General features: G+C 62.7%; 15 protein-coding genes and 1 tRNA gene. 13 read left to right on the forward strand and 3 right to left on the reverse strand.

Annotated elements, in window-relative coordinates; genetic code table 11:
• The first annotated feature begins 5 nt into the window (after positions 1 to 5).
• From QM685_RS29245 to tatC, 4 genes are all read left to right on the forward strand, one after another.
• The gene (locus QM685_RS29245; RefSeq protein ID WP_415121996.1) at positions 6 to 371 is read left to right on the forward strand and encodes a histidine triad nucleotide-binding protein; all 366 of its coding nucleotides are present in this window, start codon (positions 6 to 8) and stop codon (positions 369 to 371) included.
• Positions 372 to 634: 263 nt separating this feature from the next.
• Entirely contained in the window at positions 635 to 877 is a 243-nt protein-coding gene (gene tatA / locus QM685_RS29250) for a Sec-independent protein translocase subunit TatA (protein ID WP_415121998.1), read from the forward strand.
• A gap of 48 nt (positions 878 to 925) precedes the next feature.
• Positions 926 to 1,459 carry a Sec-independent protein translocase protein TatB gene (gene tatB, locus QM685_RS29255; RefSeq protein WP_415122000.1) on the forward strand — a complete coding sequence of 178 codons (534 nt, stop codon included), beginning with the start codon at positions 926 to 928 and terminating at the stop codon, positions 1,457 to 1,459.
• A gap of 34 nt (positions 1,460 to 1,493) precedes the next feature.
• Positions 1,494 to 2,276 (forward strand): twin-arginine translocase subunit TatC, encoded by a 783-nt coding sequence (gene tatC, locus QM685_RS29260; RefSeq protein ID WP_415122002.1) that lies wholly within the window; start codon positions 1,494 to 1,496, stop codon positions 2,274 to 2,276.
• Between the two features lie 77 nt (positions 2,277 to 2,353).
• Here the strand turns inward: tatC and QM685_RS29265 are convergent, their stop codons facing one another.
• Positions 2,354 to 3,577, reverse strand: a complete 1,224-nt coding sequence (locus QM685_RS29265) for a Do family serine endopeptidase (protein ID WP_415122004.1) — start codon at positions 3,575 to 3,577, stop codon at positions 2,354 to 2,356.
• Between the two features lie 19 nt (positions 3,578 to 3,596).
• On the opposite strand from QM685_RS29265, the gene QM685_RS29270 reads away from it, so the two are divergent.
• The 8 genes from QM685_RS29270 (at position 3,597) to QM685_RS29305 (ending at position 10,462) form a co-directional block, all read left to right on the forward strand.
• Complete coding sequence (locus QM685_RS29270) at positions 3,597 to 4,343, forward strand: Nif3-like dinuclear metal center hexameric protein (protein WP_415122006.1); 747 nt, start codon at positions 3,597 to 3,599, stop codon at positions 4,341 to 4,343.
• Between the two features lie 219 nt (positions 4,344 to 4,562).
• Positions 4,563 to 5,183: a ubiquinol-cytochrome c reductase iron-sulfur subunit gene (gene petA / locus QM685_RS29275; RefSeq protein ID WP_415122078.1), complete on the forward strand. Its 621-nt coding sequence runs from the start codon at positions 4,563 to 4,565 to the stop codon at positions 5,181 to 5,183.
• The gene (locus tag QM685_RS29280; RefSeq protein ID WP_415122008.1) at positions 5,183 to 6,562 is read left to right on the forward strand and encodes a cytochrome b; all 1,380 of its coding nucleotides are present in this window, start codon (positions 5,183 to 5,185) and stop codon (positions 6,560 to 6,562) included. The genes petA and QM685_RS29280 overlap by 1 nt, the downstream gene beginning before the upstream one ends.
• A 23-nt stretch (positions 6,563 to 6,585) precedes the next feature.
• Complete coding sequence (locus QM685_RS29285; protein WP_415122010.1) at positions 6,586 to 7,341, forward strand: cytochrome c1; 756 nt, start codon at positions 6,586 to 6,588, stop codon at positions 7,339 to 7,341.
• Positions 7,342 to 7,436: 95 nt separating this feature from the next.
• Positions 7,437 to 8,048 carry a glutathione S-transferase N-terminal domain-containing protein gene (locus QM685_RS29290; protein WP_006052302.1) on the forward strand — a complete coding sequence of 204 codons (612 nt, stop codon included), beginning with the start codon at positions 7,437 to 7,439 and terminating at the stop codon, positions 8,046 to 8,048.
• Positions 8,049 to 8,114: 66 nt separating this feature from the next.
• Entirely contained in the window at positions 8,115 to 8,612 is a 498-nt protein-coding gene (locus tag QM685_RS29295; RefSeq protein ID WP_415122014.1) for a ClpXP protease specificity-enhancing factor, read from the forward strand.
• A 19-nt stretch (positions 8,613 to 8,631) separates the two neighbouring features.
• Positions 8,632 to 8,707 (forward strand) — tRNA-Thr (locus tag QM685_RS29300).
• A 624-nt stretch (positions 8,708 to 9,331) separates the two neighbouring features.
• Complete coding sequence (locus QM685_RS29305) at positions 9,332 to 10,462, forward strand: methyltransferase (RefSeq protein WP_415122016.1); 1,131 nt, start codon at positions 9,332 to 9,334, stop codon at positions 10,460 to 10,462.
• Positions 10,463 to 10,509: 47 nt separating this feature from the next.
• Here QM685_RS29305 and QM685_RS29310 read toward each other — a convergent pair whose 3' ends face one another.
• Positions 10,510 to 11,790, reverse strand: a complete 1,281-nt coding sequence (locus QM685_RS29310; RefSeq protein ID WP_415122018.1) for a TIGR03862 family flavoprotein — start codon at positions 11,788 to 11,790, stop codon at positions 10,510 to 10,512.
• A gap of 399 nt (positions 11,791 to 12,189) precedes the next feature.
• On the opposite strand from QM685_RS29310, the gene QM685_RS29315 reads away from it, so the two are divergent.
• Positions 12,190 to 12,399, forward strand: a complete 210-nt coding sequence (locus QM685_RS29315) for a DUF1059 domain-containing protein (protein ID WP_415122020.1) — start codon at positions 12,190 to 12,192, stop codon at positions 12,397 to 12,399.
• Positions 12,400 to 12,508: 109 nt separating this feature from the next.
• Here QM685_RS29315 and QM685_RS29320 read toward each other — a convergent pair whose 3' ends face one another.
• Entirely contained in the window at positions 12,509 to 12,829 is a 321-nt protein-coding gene (locus QM685_RS29320) for a DNA-binding protein (RefSeq protein ID WP_415122022.1), read from the reverse strand.
• Positions 12,830 to 12,915 lie beyond the last annotated feature (86 nt).

Below are 12,915 nucleotides of genomic sequence, written 5' to 3' on the forward strand. Positions count from 1 at the left end.
ATACGATGAGTCACGATCCGAGCTGTCTTTTCTGCAAGATCGCCGCAGGCGAAATCCCGTCGACCAAAGTCCACGAAGACGACGAGTTCGTCGCCTTTCGCGACATCCGTCCGGCGGCCGAAACCCATGTGCTGGTGATCCCGCGCAAGCACATCGCAACACTGTCGAACTGCACCGAAAGCGACGCGCCTCTGCTTGGTAGAATGCTCGTCTTGACCGCGCGTCTGGCCGACCAGCTCGGGGTTGCGTACACCGGCGGCGAAACGGGTTTTCGCACGGTCATTAATACCGGTCCGGGCGGAGGGCAGGAGGTGTATCACCTGCACGCGCACATTCTCGCGGGGCCGCGTCCCTGGCAACGCATGGGCTGAGCGGCGAGGTCGAGGACAATGGCGCAGCCGTTGTTTTTGCCGCATCTGTAATAACGTCGACGCGGTCGTGAGGCCACAATGAATGCCATCGATTGGCGGTGGGGCATCGGAAGCAAGGCAGGCCGGCGTGCGGTAACGTAGGGATGTAGGGAGACAAAGCGGGGAATGAAGCAGGAGATCAGGCGCCCGCGCTTCAGGTTATGCCGCAAGGCGCACGAAATTTTCCGCATCGCGATACGGTGTCGGAGTTAAGGAGAGTAGTCATGGGTTCGTTGAGCATTTGGCATTGGTTGATCGTGTTGTTGATCGTGGCGCTCGTGTTCGGCACGAAGAAACTGCGCAACATCGGCACCGATCTGGGCGGCGCGGTGAAGGGTTTCAAGGAAGGCATGAAGGAAGCGGAATCGCCGGCGGCGGATACGCAGCAGCAGCGCGAACTGCCGCGCAACGGCGCGGTGGACGTCGAGGCGAAGGAAAAGACGCCGCACTCGAGCGATTACCGCTAAGCCGCGGCGTTCACGCCGCTTCCGCATTACTGACGGACATTCCACTTCATGCTGGACCTCGGTCTAACCAAGATGGCGCTGATCGGCGTCGTCGCACTGGTCGTCCTCGGGCCTGAGCGCCTGCCGCGTGTCGCTCGCACGGCCGGCGCGCTGTTCGGCCGCGCGCAGCGGTACATCAACGACGTGAAGGCCGAGGTCACGCGCGAAATCGAGCTCGACGAACTGCGGCGCATGAAGACCGAGTTCGAGAAGGCCGCGAGCAATGTCGAAAGCGCGGTTCAGGACAATCTGCGCAAGCATGAGAACGAGCTGAACGAAGCGTGGAACAGCGGTACGTCGGTGTCGCCGAGCATCGCCGGCGGCGCGCTCGAAGACGCTGGCGGCGGCACCACGGGCGCCACGTCGTGGCCGGTGAGTACGCCGGCGGCCGCGCCCAAACGCAAGAACTGGCGCGTCAGGCAGAGCGCCACGCCCACCTGGTACAAGCGTGCAAGCATGCGCCGCACGCGCGTGCAGTCGGGCGCCGCGCGCGTCGCGCGGCATACGCCCGCCAGCCTGCGTCGTCCGACGCGGTTCTTCTGATGATCAGAACGACAATCTCTAACCGAGGGCCGGTGTGAGCGACCCCCAGCAATCCCAGAACGAAGGCGCCGAAGAGACCTTCATTTCCCACCTCGTCGAATTGCGTGACCGCATCATCCGGGCGGGCCTCGCGGTTATCGTCGTGTTCATCGGGCTCGTGTACTGGGCGCCGGACATCTTCCGACTGCTCGCGCGTCCGCTGATGATGAATCTGCCGAAGGACGGCAAGATGATCGTCACCGACGTCACCGGCTCGTTCTTCGTGCCGATGAAGGTGACGATGCTGGTCGCGTTCGTGATCGCGCTGCCGGTCGTGCTGTATCAGATCTGGGCGTTCGTCGCGCCCGGGCTGTACCAGCACGAGAAGAAACTGATCGCGCCGCTGGTGGCGAGCAGCTACACGCTGTTCCTGTGCGGGATGGCGTTCGCGTACTTCGTCGTGTTCCCGACCATCTTCCGCGTGATGGCGCACTACAACGCGCCGCTCGGCGCGGAAATGACGACAGATATCGACAATTACCTGAGCTTCGTGCTGACGATGTTCATCGCATTCGGCGTGACGTTCGAGGTGCCGATCGTCGTCGTTCTGCTGGTCCGCATGAACATCCTTACGCTGAAGAAGCTCAAGGAGATCCGTCCGTATGTGATCGTCGGCGCGTTCGTGGTGTCGGCCGTCGTGACGCCGCCGGACGTGTTTTCGCAACTGATCCTCGCGGTTCCGCTGATTGTGCTGTACGAAGCCGGCATCATCGCGGCGCGGGTGTTCGTCGGCAAGCAGGCGGCGGTAGCCGAGGATGCGAGTCCGCCGTCGAGTTGAGTTCGTGTGAGCTGAAATGACAAGGGCAGTTCGTTCGGAACTGCCTTTTTTTATTCGCGGACGGTCTCTTTAAGCCTTCAGCCGCCTTCATCGTCCGGCTGATCGCTGCCGCCGTTGTCGTCGTCCGGCTGCTTCGGCGGCGGCGGGCGCTTACCGATCATCACGTCGAGATCAATCTGACGGCCCTTGCGTACCAGATGCACCTTCGCCGACGTACCCGGCTTGATCTGCGCGATTACATTCAGAAGACGCGTGGTGTCGGTGATCTCCTGGCCGTTGACGCTGACCAGGATGTCGCCGGGCTTGATGCCCGCGCGGTCGGCCGGGCCGCTCTTCAGCACCCCGGCGACGATTGCGCCCGATTTCTGATCGAGCCCGAACGACTCGGCTATTTCCGGCGTCACATCCTGCGGCTCGACGCCGATCCAGCCGCGCGTGACCGAGCCGGTCGTGATGATGCTCTCGAGCACGCTGCGCGCGGTCGACACGGGAATCGCGAAGCCGATGCCGAGCGAGCCGCCCGAGCGCGAGTAGATCGCGGTGTTGATGCCGAGCAGGTTGCCGTTCACGTCGACCAGCGCACCGCCGGAGTTGCCGGGATTGATTGCCGCGTCGGTCTGGATGAAGTTTTCGAACGTGTTGATGCCGAGGTGATTGCGCCCGAGCGCGCTGACGATGCCCATCGTCACCGTCTGGCCGACGCCGAACGGATTGCCGATTGCGAGCACGACGTCGCCCACATGCGTCTGCTCCATGCGGCCGAGCGTGATGGTGGGCAGATTGGGCAGATTGATCTTGAGTACGGCCAGATCGGTTTCGGGGTCGATGCCGATCACCTTTGCACTGGTGGTGCGGCCGTCGGCGAGCGCGACTTCGATCTGGTCGGCACCGTCCACGACGTGCTGGTTCGTTAGAATGTAACCTTCCGAACTCACTATCACGCCTGAACCCAGGTTCGAGGCGGGCTGCTCCTGCTGCTTGCGATTGTTCCTGTCGCCGAAGAAGTAGCGGAACAACGGGTCTTTCGCACGCGGGTCGGGAGGCAGTGAGCCATCCTTGCTGGAGAATACGTTGACGACCGCGGGCATGGCCTTTTGCGCCGCATCCGCATAGGACGCCTCGGCATGGCCATTGCCGATGCCCGGCGCCACTTCCCGCAGCGCCACGATCGGTTCGGCGAGCTGCCTGCCGAACTGCCCTTGACGCTGGAGCCACTGCGGTTTGAGAGTCGCGATGATGAACATCAGCGCCAACAGCACGGTCACCGCTTGGGCAAATAACAGCCAAAAGCGTCTAAGCATCTGAAGACTAGAGGTATATATGGATCGGATTGAACTTGAATTGTACTTGAACAACCTTCTTGAAATCGCCCGGTTCAAGGACTACTGCCCCAATGGATTGCAGGTGGAAGGGCGCCGCCGGATCAACAAGCTCGCGACCGGCGTGACCGCGTCGGTGGCCTTTCTGGAGGCCGCGCTCGACTGGGGCGCGGACGCGGTGCTGGTCCACCACGGCTACTTCTGGCGCAACGAGGCGCCGCAGATCACCGGCCGCAAACACGCGCGCCTGAAGCTGCTGCTCGCGAACGACCTGAACCTGTTCGCCTACCATCTGCCGCTCGACGATCATCCCGAGTTCGGCAACAACGCGCAGATCGGCGAGAAGATGGGCTGGATCAGCGACGCGCGTTTCGGCGACAACGATCTCGGCTGGCTCGCCACGTTGCCGATGCCGATCACGCTGTCGCACCTCACCGCGGAAATCGAGCAGACGCTCGGGCGCGCGCCGCTCGTGTTCGGCGATCCGGATCGCGAACTGCGCCGCATCGGCTGGTGCACGGGTGCCGCGCAAGGCATGTTCGACGCGGCGATCAACGCGAGTGTCGACGTCTACGTGACCGGCGAAGTGTCGGAGTCGGTGATGCACACGGCGGCCGAGAGCGGGGTCGCGTTTCTCGCGGCGGGCCACCACGCGACCGAGCGCTTCGGCGTACAGGCGGTGGGTAAGCACCTGTCCGAATCGTTCGATATCGAGCATCTCTTTATCGATATCCCCAATCCTGTTTAAGTGCGAATTGCATTAACGAAGAAAAAGGCACGAATAGCGCAGAAGGCGCTTAAAAGGAGGTGCGAAAAAGTTTGCGATCGGTACGGAGAAACCCTGAGTTATCAAGGGGTTCGCACGGTTTTTGGCAATCGGCCCTTGTAAATGGCGACTCCATTCGCGCAAACTAGCGGCGGTAGAACCGACGTGAAGGAAAAATCCAACTCAGAAGTGGGGCGTGTGATGCGAGACAAGGAAGATGAACGCGTCGATGGCAGCCGCCGTAACTGGCTGGTAGCGACGACCGTAGCAGGCGGCGTAGGAGGTGTTGCCGTCGTCGTACCCTTTGTTAGTTCGTTTGCACCATCCGAGAAGGCCAAGGCTGCGGGTGCCCCGGTCGAAGTCGATATCAGTAGTCTCAAGCCCGGCGACATGATGACCGTCGCCTGGCGCGGCAAGCCGGTGTGGGTCATCAACCGCACGGACCGGATGCTCGCCGATGTCCAGAAAGCGGACAACATGGTGGCGGATCCCCACACGAAGAATCCGTTCTCGATGCCGTTGCCCGATTACTGCAACAACGAATTCCGTTCACGCGCCGAGAACAAGCATCTTCTGGTCGCGGTCGCCGTTTGCACGCATCTGGGCTGCACGCCGACGCCGCGCTTTCAGGAAGGTCCGCAAGCCAATCTTCCCGACGACTGGCCCGGCGGCTTTCTGTGTCCTTGCCACGGCTCGACCTACGACATGGCCGGCCGCGTCTTCAAGAACAAACCCGCCCCGCAAAACCTCGACATCCCACGCTTCATGTTCACGTCGCCGACGGCCCTCGTGATCGGGAAGGACGAGAAAGGAGAAGCGTAATGGCGAGCGAACACGAAGTAGAGACGACCGGGCTGGCTGGCTGGATCGATCAGCGCTTCCCGATGACTTCCACCTGGAAGAAGCACGTTTCCGAGTACTACGCGCCGAAGAACTTCAACTTCTGGTACTTCTTCGGTTCGCTTGCCCTGCTGGTGCTGGTCAACCAGATCGTCACCGGCATCTTCCTCACGATGAACTACAAGCCCGACGCGACGCTCGCGTTCTCGTCGGTCGAGTACATCATGCGCGAGGTGCCGTGGGGCTGGCTGATCCGCTACATGCACTCCACGGGCGCGTCGATGTTCTTCGTCGTCGTGTATCTGCACATGTTCCGCGGGCTCATGTACGGCTCGTACCGCAAGCCGCGCGAACTGGTGTGGATCTTCGGCTGCCTGATCTTCCTGTGCCTGATGGCCGAGGCGTTCTTCGGCTACCTGCTACCGTGGGGCCAGATGTCGTTCTGGGGCGCGCAGGTGATCGTGAACCTGTTCTCGGCGATTCCGTTCATCGGACCGGACCTGTCGCTGTGGATTCGCGGCGACTATGTCGTGTCGGACGTCACGCTGAACCGCTTCTTCGCGTTTCACGTGATCGCGATTCCGCTGGTGCTGGTCGGCCTCGTGATCGCGCACCTGGTGGCGCTGCACGAAGTAGGGTCGAACAACCCGGACGGCATCGAGATCAAGGCGAAGAAGGGACCGGACGGCGTGCCGCTCGACGGCATTCCGTTCCACCCGTATTACTCGGTGCACGACTTCATGGGCGTGACGATCTTCCTGCTGATCTTCGCGGCGATCATCTTTTTCGCGCCGGAAATGGGCGGGTACTTCCTTGAAGCGAACAACTTCATTCCCGCGAATCCGCTGCAAACGCCGCCGGAAATTGCGCCGGTGTGGTACTTCACCGCGTTTTATGCGATGCTGCGCGCAACCACCGATCCGTTCAAGATCGTACTGATGATCGTGATCGCGCTGCTCGGGGTGCTCGCGCTGATACGCGCGCGCGGCAAGTGGCGGCTCGGTCTGCCGTTGCTCGCGGTGCTCGTGATCGTCGCGATGGCCTTCACCGAATCGAAGTTCTGGGGCGTCGTGGTGATGGGCAGCGCGGTGATTTCGCTGTTCTTCCTGCCGTGGCTCGACCGCTCGCCGGTCAGGTCGATTCGCTACCGGCCGTTGTTCCACAAGGTGTTCTACGGCATCTTCGTGCTCGCGTTCCTGACGCTCGGCTTCCTCGGCACGAAACCGCCGTCGCCGGCCTCGACGCTGATCGCGCAGGTCTGCGCGCTGATCTACTTCGCGTTTTTCCTCGGCATGCCGTTCTGGACGCGGCTTGGCAAGTTCAAGCAGCCGCCGGAACGGGTGCGGTTCAAGCCTCACTAATCGCGAGCCAGGAGAACACGAAGATGAAAAAACTGCTTTCGACGTGCGCGCTGGTCGGCGCGACGGTGCTCGCGCTGCTGGCCGCGCCGGTCCATGCGGACGAGAATTTCCCGCTCGACCGCGCGCCCGATAACACGAACAATTTCGCTTCCTTGCAGCGCGGCGCGCAATTGTTTGTAAACTACTGCCTGAATTGCCACAGCGCGAACCTGATGCGCTACAACCGGTTGACCGACCTCGGCATTACGCCGAACGAAATCCAGGCCAACCTGCTGTTCACCACCGACAAGGTCGGCAACACGATGACCGTGGCGATGCGCCCGGACGACGCGAAAGCATGGTTCGGCGCGACGCCGCCGGATCTGTCGGTGGAGGCGCGGGCGCGGGGCAAGGACTGGCTGTACACGTATCTGCGCACGTTCTATCGCGACGATACACGGCCGACCGGCTGGAACAATCTGGTGTACGAGAACGTGAGCATGCCTCACGTGCTGTGGCAGCTTCAGGGGCAGCGCGCGGCTAAATTCGGCGACGAAACCGACGAAAAAACCGGCGAAACGGTACACAAATTCCTCGGCTTCCAGCAGCTCACGCCGGGGACGATGTCGCCGGTAGATTATGATTCTGCTGTGGCCGACCTCGTGTCGTACCTGTCATGGATGTCCGAACCGACGCAGCAGACCCGCAAGCAGCTCGGCGTGTGGGTGCTGTTGTTCCTCGGCATCCTGAGCTTTTTCGCCTGGCGACTGAACGCCGCGTACTGGAAAGATATCAAATAATCACGCCGCTACACGGCGTGGGGCCGGCGCCAGGAAAGACCTGTTGAACGGTTTTTCCGCGCGCTGGCCCTTCAGCTTTTTGAGGAAACGTAAATATGATGGTTCTGTATTCCGGCACAACTTGCCCGTTCTCCCAGCGTTGCCGGCTGGTGTTGTTCGAAAAGGGCATGGACTTCGAGATCCGCGACGTCGACCTGTTCAACAAGCCGGAAGACATCGCCGTGATGAATCCGTACGGTCAGGTGCCGATCCTCGTCGAACGGGACCTGATCCTGTACGAATCGAACATCATCAACGAGTACATCGACGAGCGTTTCCCGCACCCGCAACTGATGCCGGCCGACCCGGTGCAGCGCGCGCGTGCCCGTCTTTTCCTGCTCAACTTCGAGAAGGAACTGTTTGTCCACGTCGGCACGCTCGAGAACGAAAAAGGCAAGGCGGCCGAGAAGAATCACGAGAAGGCGCGCCTCGCGATCCGCGATCGCCTGACGCAGCTCGCGCCGATCTTCCTGAAAAACAAGTACATGCTGGGCGAAGAGTTCTCGATGCTCGACGTCGCGATCGCGCCGCTCCTGTGGCGTCTCGATCACTATGGCATCGAGCTGTCGAAGAATGCCGCGCCGCTGATGAAGTACGCCGAGCGCATTTTCAGCCGCCCGGCTTATATCGAAGCGCTGACGCCGTCGGAAAAGGTGATGCGTCGTTGAGTTTGGCTCAGGAGCGCGGGTGCGGCATCGGTCTGATGCGCGCCCGCGCCCGCAAGAGGACTGTTGATGCAAGAGATTTCCACGAAGCCTTATCTGCTGCGCGCGCTCTACGAGTGGTGCACGGATAACGGCTACACCCCGCACATCGCGGTTCGCGTCGACAATCAGACGCGCGTGCCGCGTCAGTTCGTGCGCGACAACGAGATCGTGCTGAACATCAGCTTCGAGGCGACCAGCCAGTTGCAGATGGGCAACGAGTGGGTCGAGTTCAACGCGCGCTTCTCCGGCAAGTCGCACAAGATCGAGGTGCCCGTCGCCAATATTCTCGCGATTTATGCGCGCGAGAACGGCCAAGGCATGGCATTCCCGGTCGAATCGGCGGGCGGTGAAGCGCAGGATTCGGGTGCGGACGCAGCGGACGAAGCCGAAACGCCGGCGGCTCCGCGCGCGGTCGAAACGTCGCAGGCCGATCCGGCCGAGACCACCGACACCGCGGACAAACCGCAGCCCGACGACGATGGGTCGAAAGGCGGCGGAAGGGCTCGCCTTAAGATCGTGAAATGAAGTAGAATCACGGCCTCATGCCGGCTTAGCTCATCAGGTAGAGCGCTTGACTTGTAATCATGAGGTGGCGGGTTCGAGTCCTGCAGCCGGCACCAGTTTGCGTTACCCGTCGTAGTACCCGGCATTGCCCAGAAAACCCCGCGAGATTGAGTCCGCGGGGTTTTTCTTTTTTTGGCCCTGCTACTAAAAAGCCCGCTGGGGCGTCCCAAAAAAGCGACCGTTCGAGCCGGGATTTCGCGAGGCCCCGGTTTGCTCCTTCTTATCTCTGATCAGACAACTTAGGCATGAGACAGACAACCACGAAACGTGGTGATCGCGGGTACCACGTACAACTCGGTTGCTGACTGGCTGATGTGGCAGGGCGTCGACGGGGCGCGTACCCGCCGGCGCTTTTTCATTTCTGGCGTTGACATGGGCGGAGGCGGCCAGATACGGGACATCCCGCTTTTTCGACGGTTTCACACGCGTGAGGTGAGCCTCGGAATGGCCCAAAAATCACAATATCTCTTTCACCTTGTCGATAATGGACTTTTTTGTCTAAATTCGGCGCGCCTGAACTCACCTTATCCGCGCAGTCGGTGAATGCCGCGTCGCGAAGTCTCGCGGCACCGGTACGGTACTATTCGGGCGTCGCCCGGTATGGCTATGTGGCCAGCGGAGCTTCAGGCTCGCCGCGGCGCCCCACGTCCCCGGCGACGCAACATCGATCTCATCTCACCATGACCAGCCCCGCAACTCTCACCTGGCCCGAAGCCGACGGCCCGCGCACCGCGCGTTGGCGTTCCGAGGCGGCCGTGCCGCCGCCGAAGCGCGTCGTCGTCGCCGATGATCGCACTACCGCCGATTCGGCCTACCGTCTCGCCTGCGAAGGCACCGCGCTGCTGTGGCACGGCGACTTCCAGAACGCGCGCCAGTTGCTGCAGGCGGTCACGCGCCGGCTCGAACGCAAGCCGCGCAAGCAGGGCGCGACGCCGCTCGATGCATTCAACCTGCATCGGCAGGCGCAATCGCAGCGCGCGCGTACGCTCGGCATGATCCTGATCCCGCTCGACGCCGACTACGGCATTGCTCTGCGCCGCGCGCCCGACGTGCGGCAGGCCTGTACCGAAGCCTATGGGCCGGTCACCGGTGAGGCGTCGGTCGTGTCGCTGCGCGAACTGCTGGGGTTGATCGGCGCGCACGAATGGCGCAAGAAGGGCGTCGAGATTCCGGCACTCGGCGAACGCATCCATCCGCATTACGGCGTGTTTTCGCCGGTGCGCGGTGAGTACGTGGATCTCGTCGCGCGCACGCCGCTGCCTTCGCTCGATATGGCATTCGATATCGGCACCGGCACCGGTGTGTTGGCCGCGTTGCTTGCCAAACGCGGCGTGAAGCGGATCGTCGCGACCGATCAGGATTCGCGTGCACTCGCATGCGCGCGGGACAACCTCGCGCGCCTCGGGTACGCGCAGCAGGTCGAGGTCGTGCAGGCCGATCTGTTTCCCGAGGGGCGGGCGCCGCTTGTGATCTGTAATCCGCCGTGGGTACCGGCGCGGCCCGCGTCGCCGCTCGAATACGCGGTCTACGATCCGGACAGCCGGATGCTGCTCGGTTTCCTGAACGGCCTTGCCGATCATCTGACGCCGGGCGGCGAGGGCTGGCTGATCATTTCGGATTTTGCCGAGCACCTGGGTTTGCGCACGCGCGAGTGGCTGCTTGCCGCGATCGATAATGCAGGGCTGACGGTGGCGGGGCGCGAGGATATTCGTCCGCGGCACCCGAAGGCGAGTGATAAAACCGATCCGCTATATGCGGCGCGAGCGGCCGAGGTCACGTCGTTGTGGCGGTTGAAGGCGCAGGCGGGGTGATCGTTCGTTACGTCGCGGCTTCGAGGCGCATAAGTCATGCCCCGGCGTCACGCCCAAGCGCCGCGCGCCTCCAGATACGCACAAACCCCCCGACCCGCAACCACTCCGCTGGCAAAACACGCGGTCAACAGATAACCGCCGGTCGGCGCTTCCCAGTCGAGCATCTCTCCCGCGCAGAACGCGCCGGGCATCCGCTCGATCATCAGATTGCTGTCCAGCGCTTCGAACGGAATGCCGCCGGCGGTGCTGATCGCTTCCTCGATCGGGCGCGTCCGCACGAGCCGCACCGGCAGCGCCTTGATCGCGTGCGCGAGACCGGACGCATCGGTGAACGCTTCCTTCGGCAGAATCTCGTGCAGCAGCGCCAGCTTGACCCCGCCAATACCGATTCGGCCATGTAGATGACTCGACATCGACCGTGAGCCGCGCGGCCGCGTCACTTCCTCGACGACCCGCTCGAGCGGCAAGCCTGGCGCGAGATCCAGCATGATCGTGAGCTCGCCGTCGGCGAGAATCCGCTCGCGGATCGGTGCCGACAACGCATAAATCAGGCTCCCTTCGAGGCCGGTTTCGGTCAGAAGTATTTCACCTTGTCGATTGTGGACTTTTTCGTCTACATCGGTGAGCGTGATCGCGACCGGCTTGATCGGCTGACCCGCGAAACGCTCGCGCAGATACGGGCTCCAGTCCGCATCGAAGCCGCAGTTCGAGGGCCGCAGCGGCATCACCGGTACGTCGCGCGTGGCCATCAGCGGGACCCACGCGGCATCGGAACCGAGGCGCGGCCAACTGGCGCCACCGAGCGCGAACACCACTGCGTCGCAGCCTGCGGTCTGCTCGCCGGCGGGTGTGTCGAAACGGAGCTGATGCGTGGCGGTATCGCCGGAAGCCGACGCCCAGCCGCTCCACTTGTGGCGCATATGGAAATGCACACCCGCTTCGCGCAGCCGGTGCAGCCACGCGCGCAGCATCGGCGCGGCTTTCATGTCGGACGGGAAGACGCGCCCGGAACTGCCGACGAAGGTCTCGATACCCAGCTCACCTAGCCACGCGCGTAACGCGTCGGGGCCGAACGCGTCGAGAAGCGGCGCGATCCATGCGCGGCGCGCGCCGTAGCGGTCGAGAAATGGCTCGAGCGATTCCGAATGCGTGATGTTCATGCCGCCTTTGCCCGCCATCAGGAATTTGCGGCCGACGGACGGCATTGCGTCATACACGTGGACTTGCACGCCGCGCCGGGCAAGCCGGGCAATCGTTTCGGCGGCCATCAGGCCGGCGGGGCCGCCGCCGATCACGGCGACGCGGACGGAATCGAGCGAGGATGGCATGCGGTTCTGCGGGTGAGCGGGAGGAACAGGCGGCGCGAAGGGCGCTATTGTCACACCGCGCGCGATGCGGGGCAAACGCGTGCAGACGCTGGACAAATGCCGCGTAAATAGCGGCGCCAAGGGTTGCAAGGGGTTGCCCGCGCCCCGGCATCACGGACAGGCCGGAAAATACTGGATTCAGTCGTCCGGGGCGTTGCCGCGCGCGCGTTCTCCGCTTGGCTCCCGAGCCACGCGAACTATACTTTTCAAACCCCTTCCATCGGACGCTGTTCGCGTCGCTCCCCGCGTTTAAATCACCATCCTTGCCGCCCGACGCGCGCCTTGCGGCGCGCGTTGCCGTCGTGCCGCGCGCGTGCCGAACCGATGGAAAGTCCGATCGTCCCGATCAAGGAGGTTGCCATGAGCCGTAAATACATCGACTGTCGCGAGTTTCCGAGCGAAATGAACTGCACTGTGGCGCTGTCCGCCGACAGCGAGAACGAATTGCTCGAAGCCGCCGTCCAGCATGCGGTCGCCGTTCACCGGCATGCGGATTCGCCGGAACTGCGCGCGCAACTGAAGACGCTATTTCATGAAGGCACGCCGCCGGTCGAAACACCGCGTGCGTGACGGATCGTCGTGGCGAAAGGGAGGGCAGCGAGGTTTTGCATGGCGAGCGGCGCAAAGCCGCTCGCGGTTCGCAACGATGTGGTGGCAAGGCCAGGGGGATCGGGGGATGCTAGCCCGGATAGGCTTCATCCACTTTCAGCCCGGCGAGCTTGAAGATGACCCGCAGCGTCTGCGGTTTGATATCGCGTCGCGACGCGAGCGTCGTCATCACGAAGTCGAGCACCTTCGCGTACTTGAGCATCGTCAGGCTGGTTTCGAGGTCGACGGTGCCGTCGCGCATCACCTCGGCGAGTCGCAGCATTTCCGTGGAAATGTCGCGCGCCATCTCCAGTTCGAGCTGCTGCTTTTCCGTCCAGGCTGGCGTAGCGGTGAGCTTCGCCAGCATTTCCTGAAACTTCTGTTCGACGTTTCCATTGGGTACCGTATCCATTGCCGCCTCTTCTATCATCCGAGCCCGCGCGCCGCTTGCGATCCTGGCGCGCCGCTGGTTACGTAACGTTCGGCCCGTGTTCCGGG

This window comes from Paraburkholderia sp., assembly GCF_047605525.1.
Taxonomy (GTDB): domain Bacteria; phylum Pseudomonadota; class Gammaproteobacteria; order Burkholderiales; family Burkholderiaceae; genus Paraburkholderia.

Bases quoted from the DNA above. Each gene is read 5' to 3' on its own strand.
- QM685_RS29245 (WP_415121996.1), top strand. From the start codon at position 6: ATGAGTCACGATCCGAGCTGTCTTTTCTGCAAGATCGCCGCAGGCGAA.
- tatA (WP_415121998.1), top strand. From the start codon at position 635: ATGGGTTCGTTGAGCATTTGGCATTGGTTGATCGTGTTGTTGATCGTG.
- tatB (WP_415122000.1), top strand. From the start codon at position 926: ATGCTGGACCTCGGTCTAACCAAGATGGCGCTGATCGGCGTCGTCGCA.
- QM685_RS29265 (WP_415122004.1), bottom strand. From the start codon at position 3,577: ATGCTTAGACGCTTTTGGCTGTTATTTGCCCAAGCGGTGACCGTGCTG.
- QM685_RS29270 (WP_415122006.1), top strand. From the start codon at position 3,597: ATGGATCGGATTGAACTTGAATTGTACTTGAACAACCTTCTTGAAATC.
- petA (WP_415122078.1), top strand. From the start codon at position 4,563: ATGCGAGACAAGGAAGATGAACGCGTCGATGGCAGCCGCCGTAACTGG.
- QM685_RS29280 (WP_415122008.1), top strand. From the start codon at position 5,183: ATGGCGAGCGAACACGAAGTAGAGACGACCGGGCTGGCTGGCTGGATC.
- QM685_RS29285 (WP_415122010.1), top strand. From the start codon at position 6,586: ATGAAAAAACTGCTTTCGACGTGCGCGCTGGTCGGCGCGACGGTGCTC.
- QM685_RS29290 (WP_006052302.1), top strand. From the start codon at position 7,437: ATGATGGTTCTGTATTCCGGCACAACTTGCCCGTTCTCCCAGCGTTGC.
- QM685_RS29295 (WP_415122014.1), top strand. From the start codon at position 8,115: ATGCAAGAGATTTCCACGAAGCCTTATCTGCTGCGCGCGCTCTACGAG.
- QM685_RS29305 (WP_415122016.1), top strand. From the start codon at position 9,332: ATGACCAGCCCCGCAACTCTCACCTGGCCCGAAGCCGACGGCCCGCGC.
- QM685_RS29310 (WP_415122018.1), bottom strand. From the start codon at position 11,790: ATGCCATCCTCGCTCGATTCCGTCCGCGTCGCCGTGATCGGCGGCGGC.
- QM685_RS29315 (WP_415122020.1), top strand. From the start codon at position 12,190: ATGAGCCGTAAATACATCGACTGTCGCGAGTTTCCGAGCGAAATGAAC.
- QM685_RS29320 (WP_415122022.1), bottom strand. From the start codon at position 12,829: ATGGATACGGTACCCAATGGAAACGTCGAACAGAAGTTTCAGGAAATG.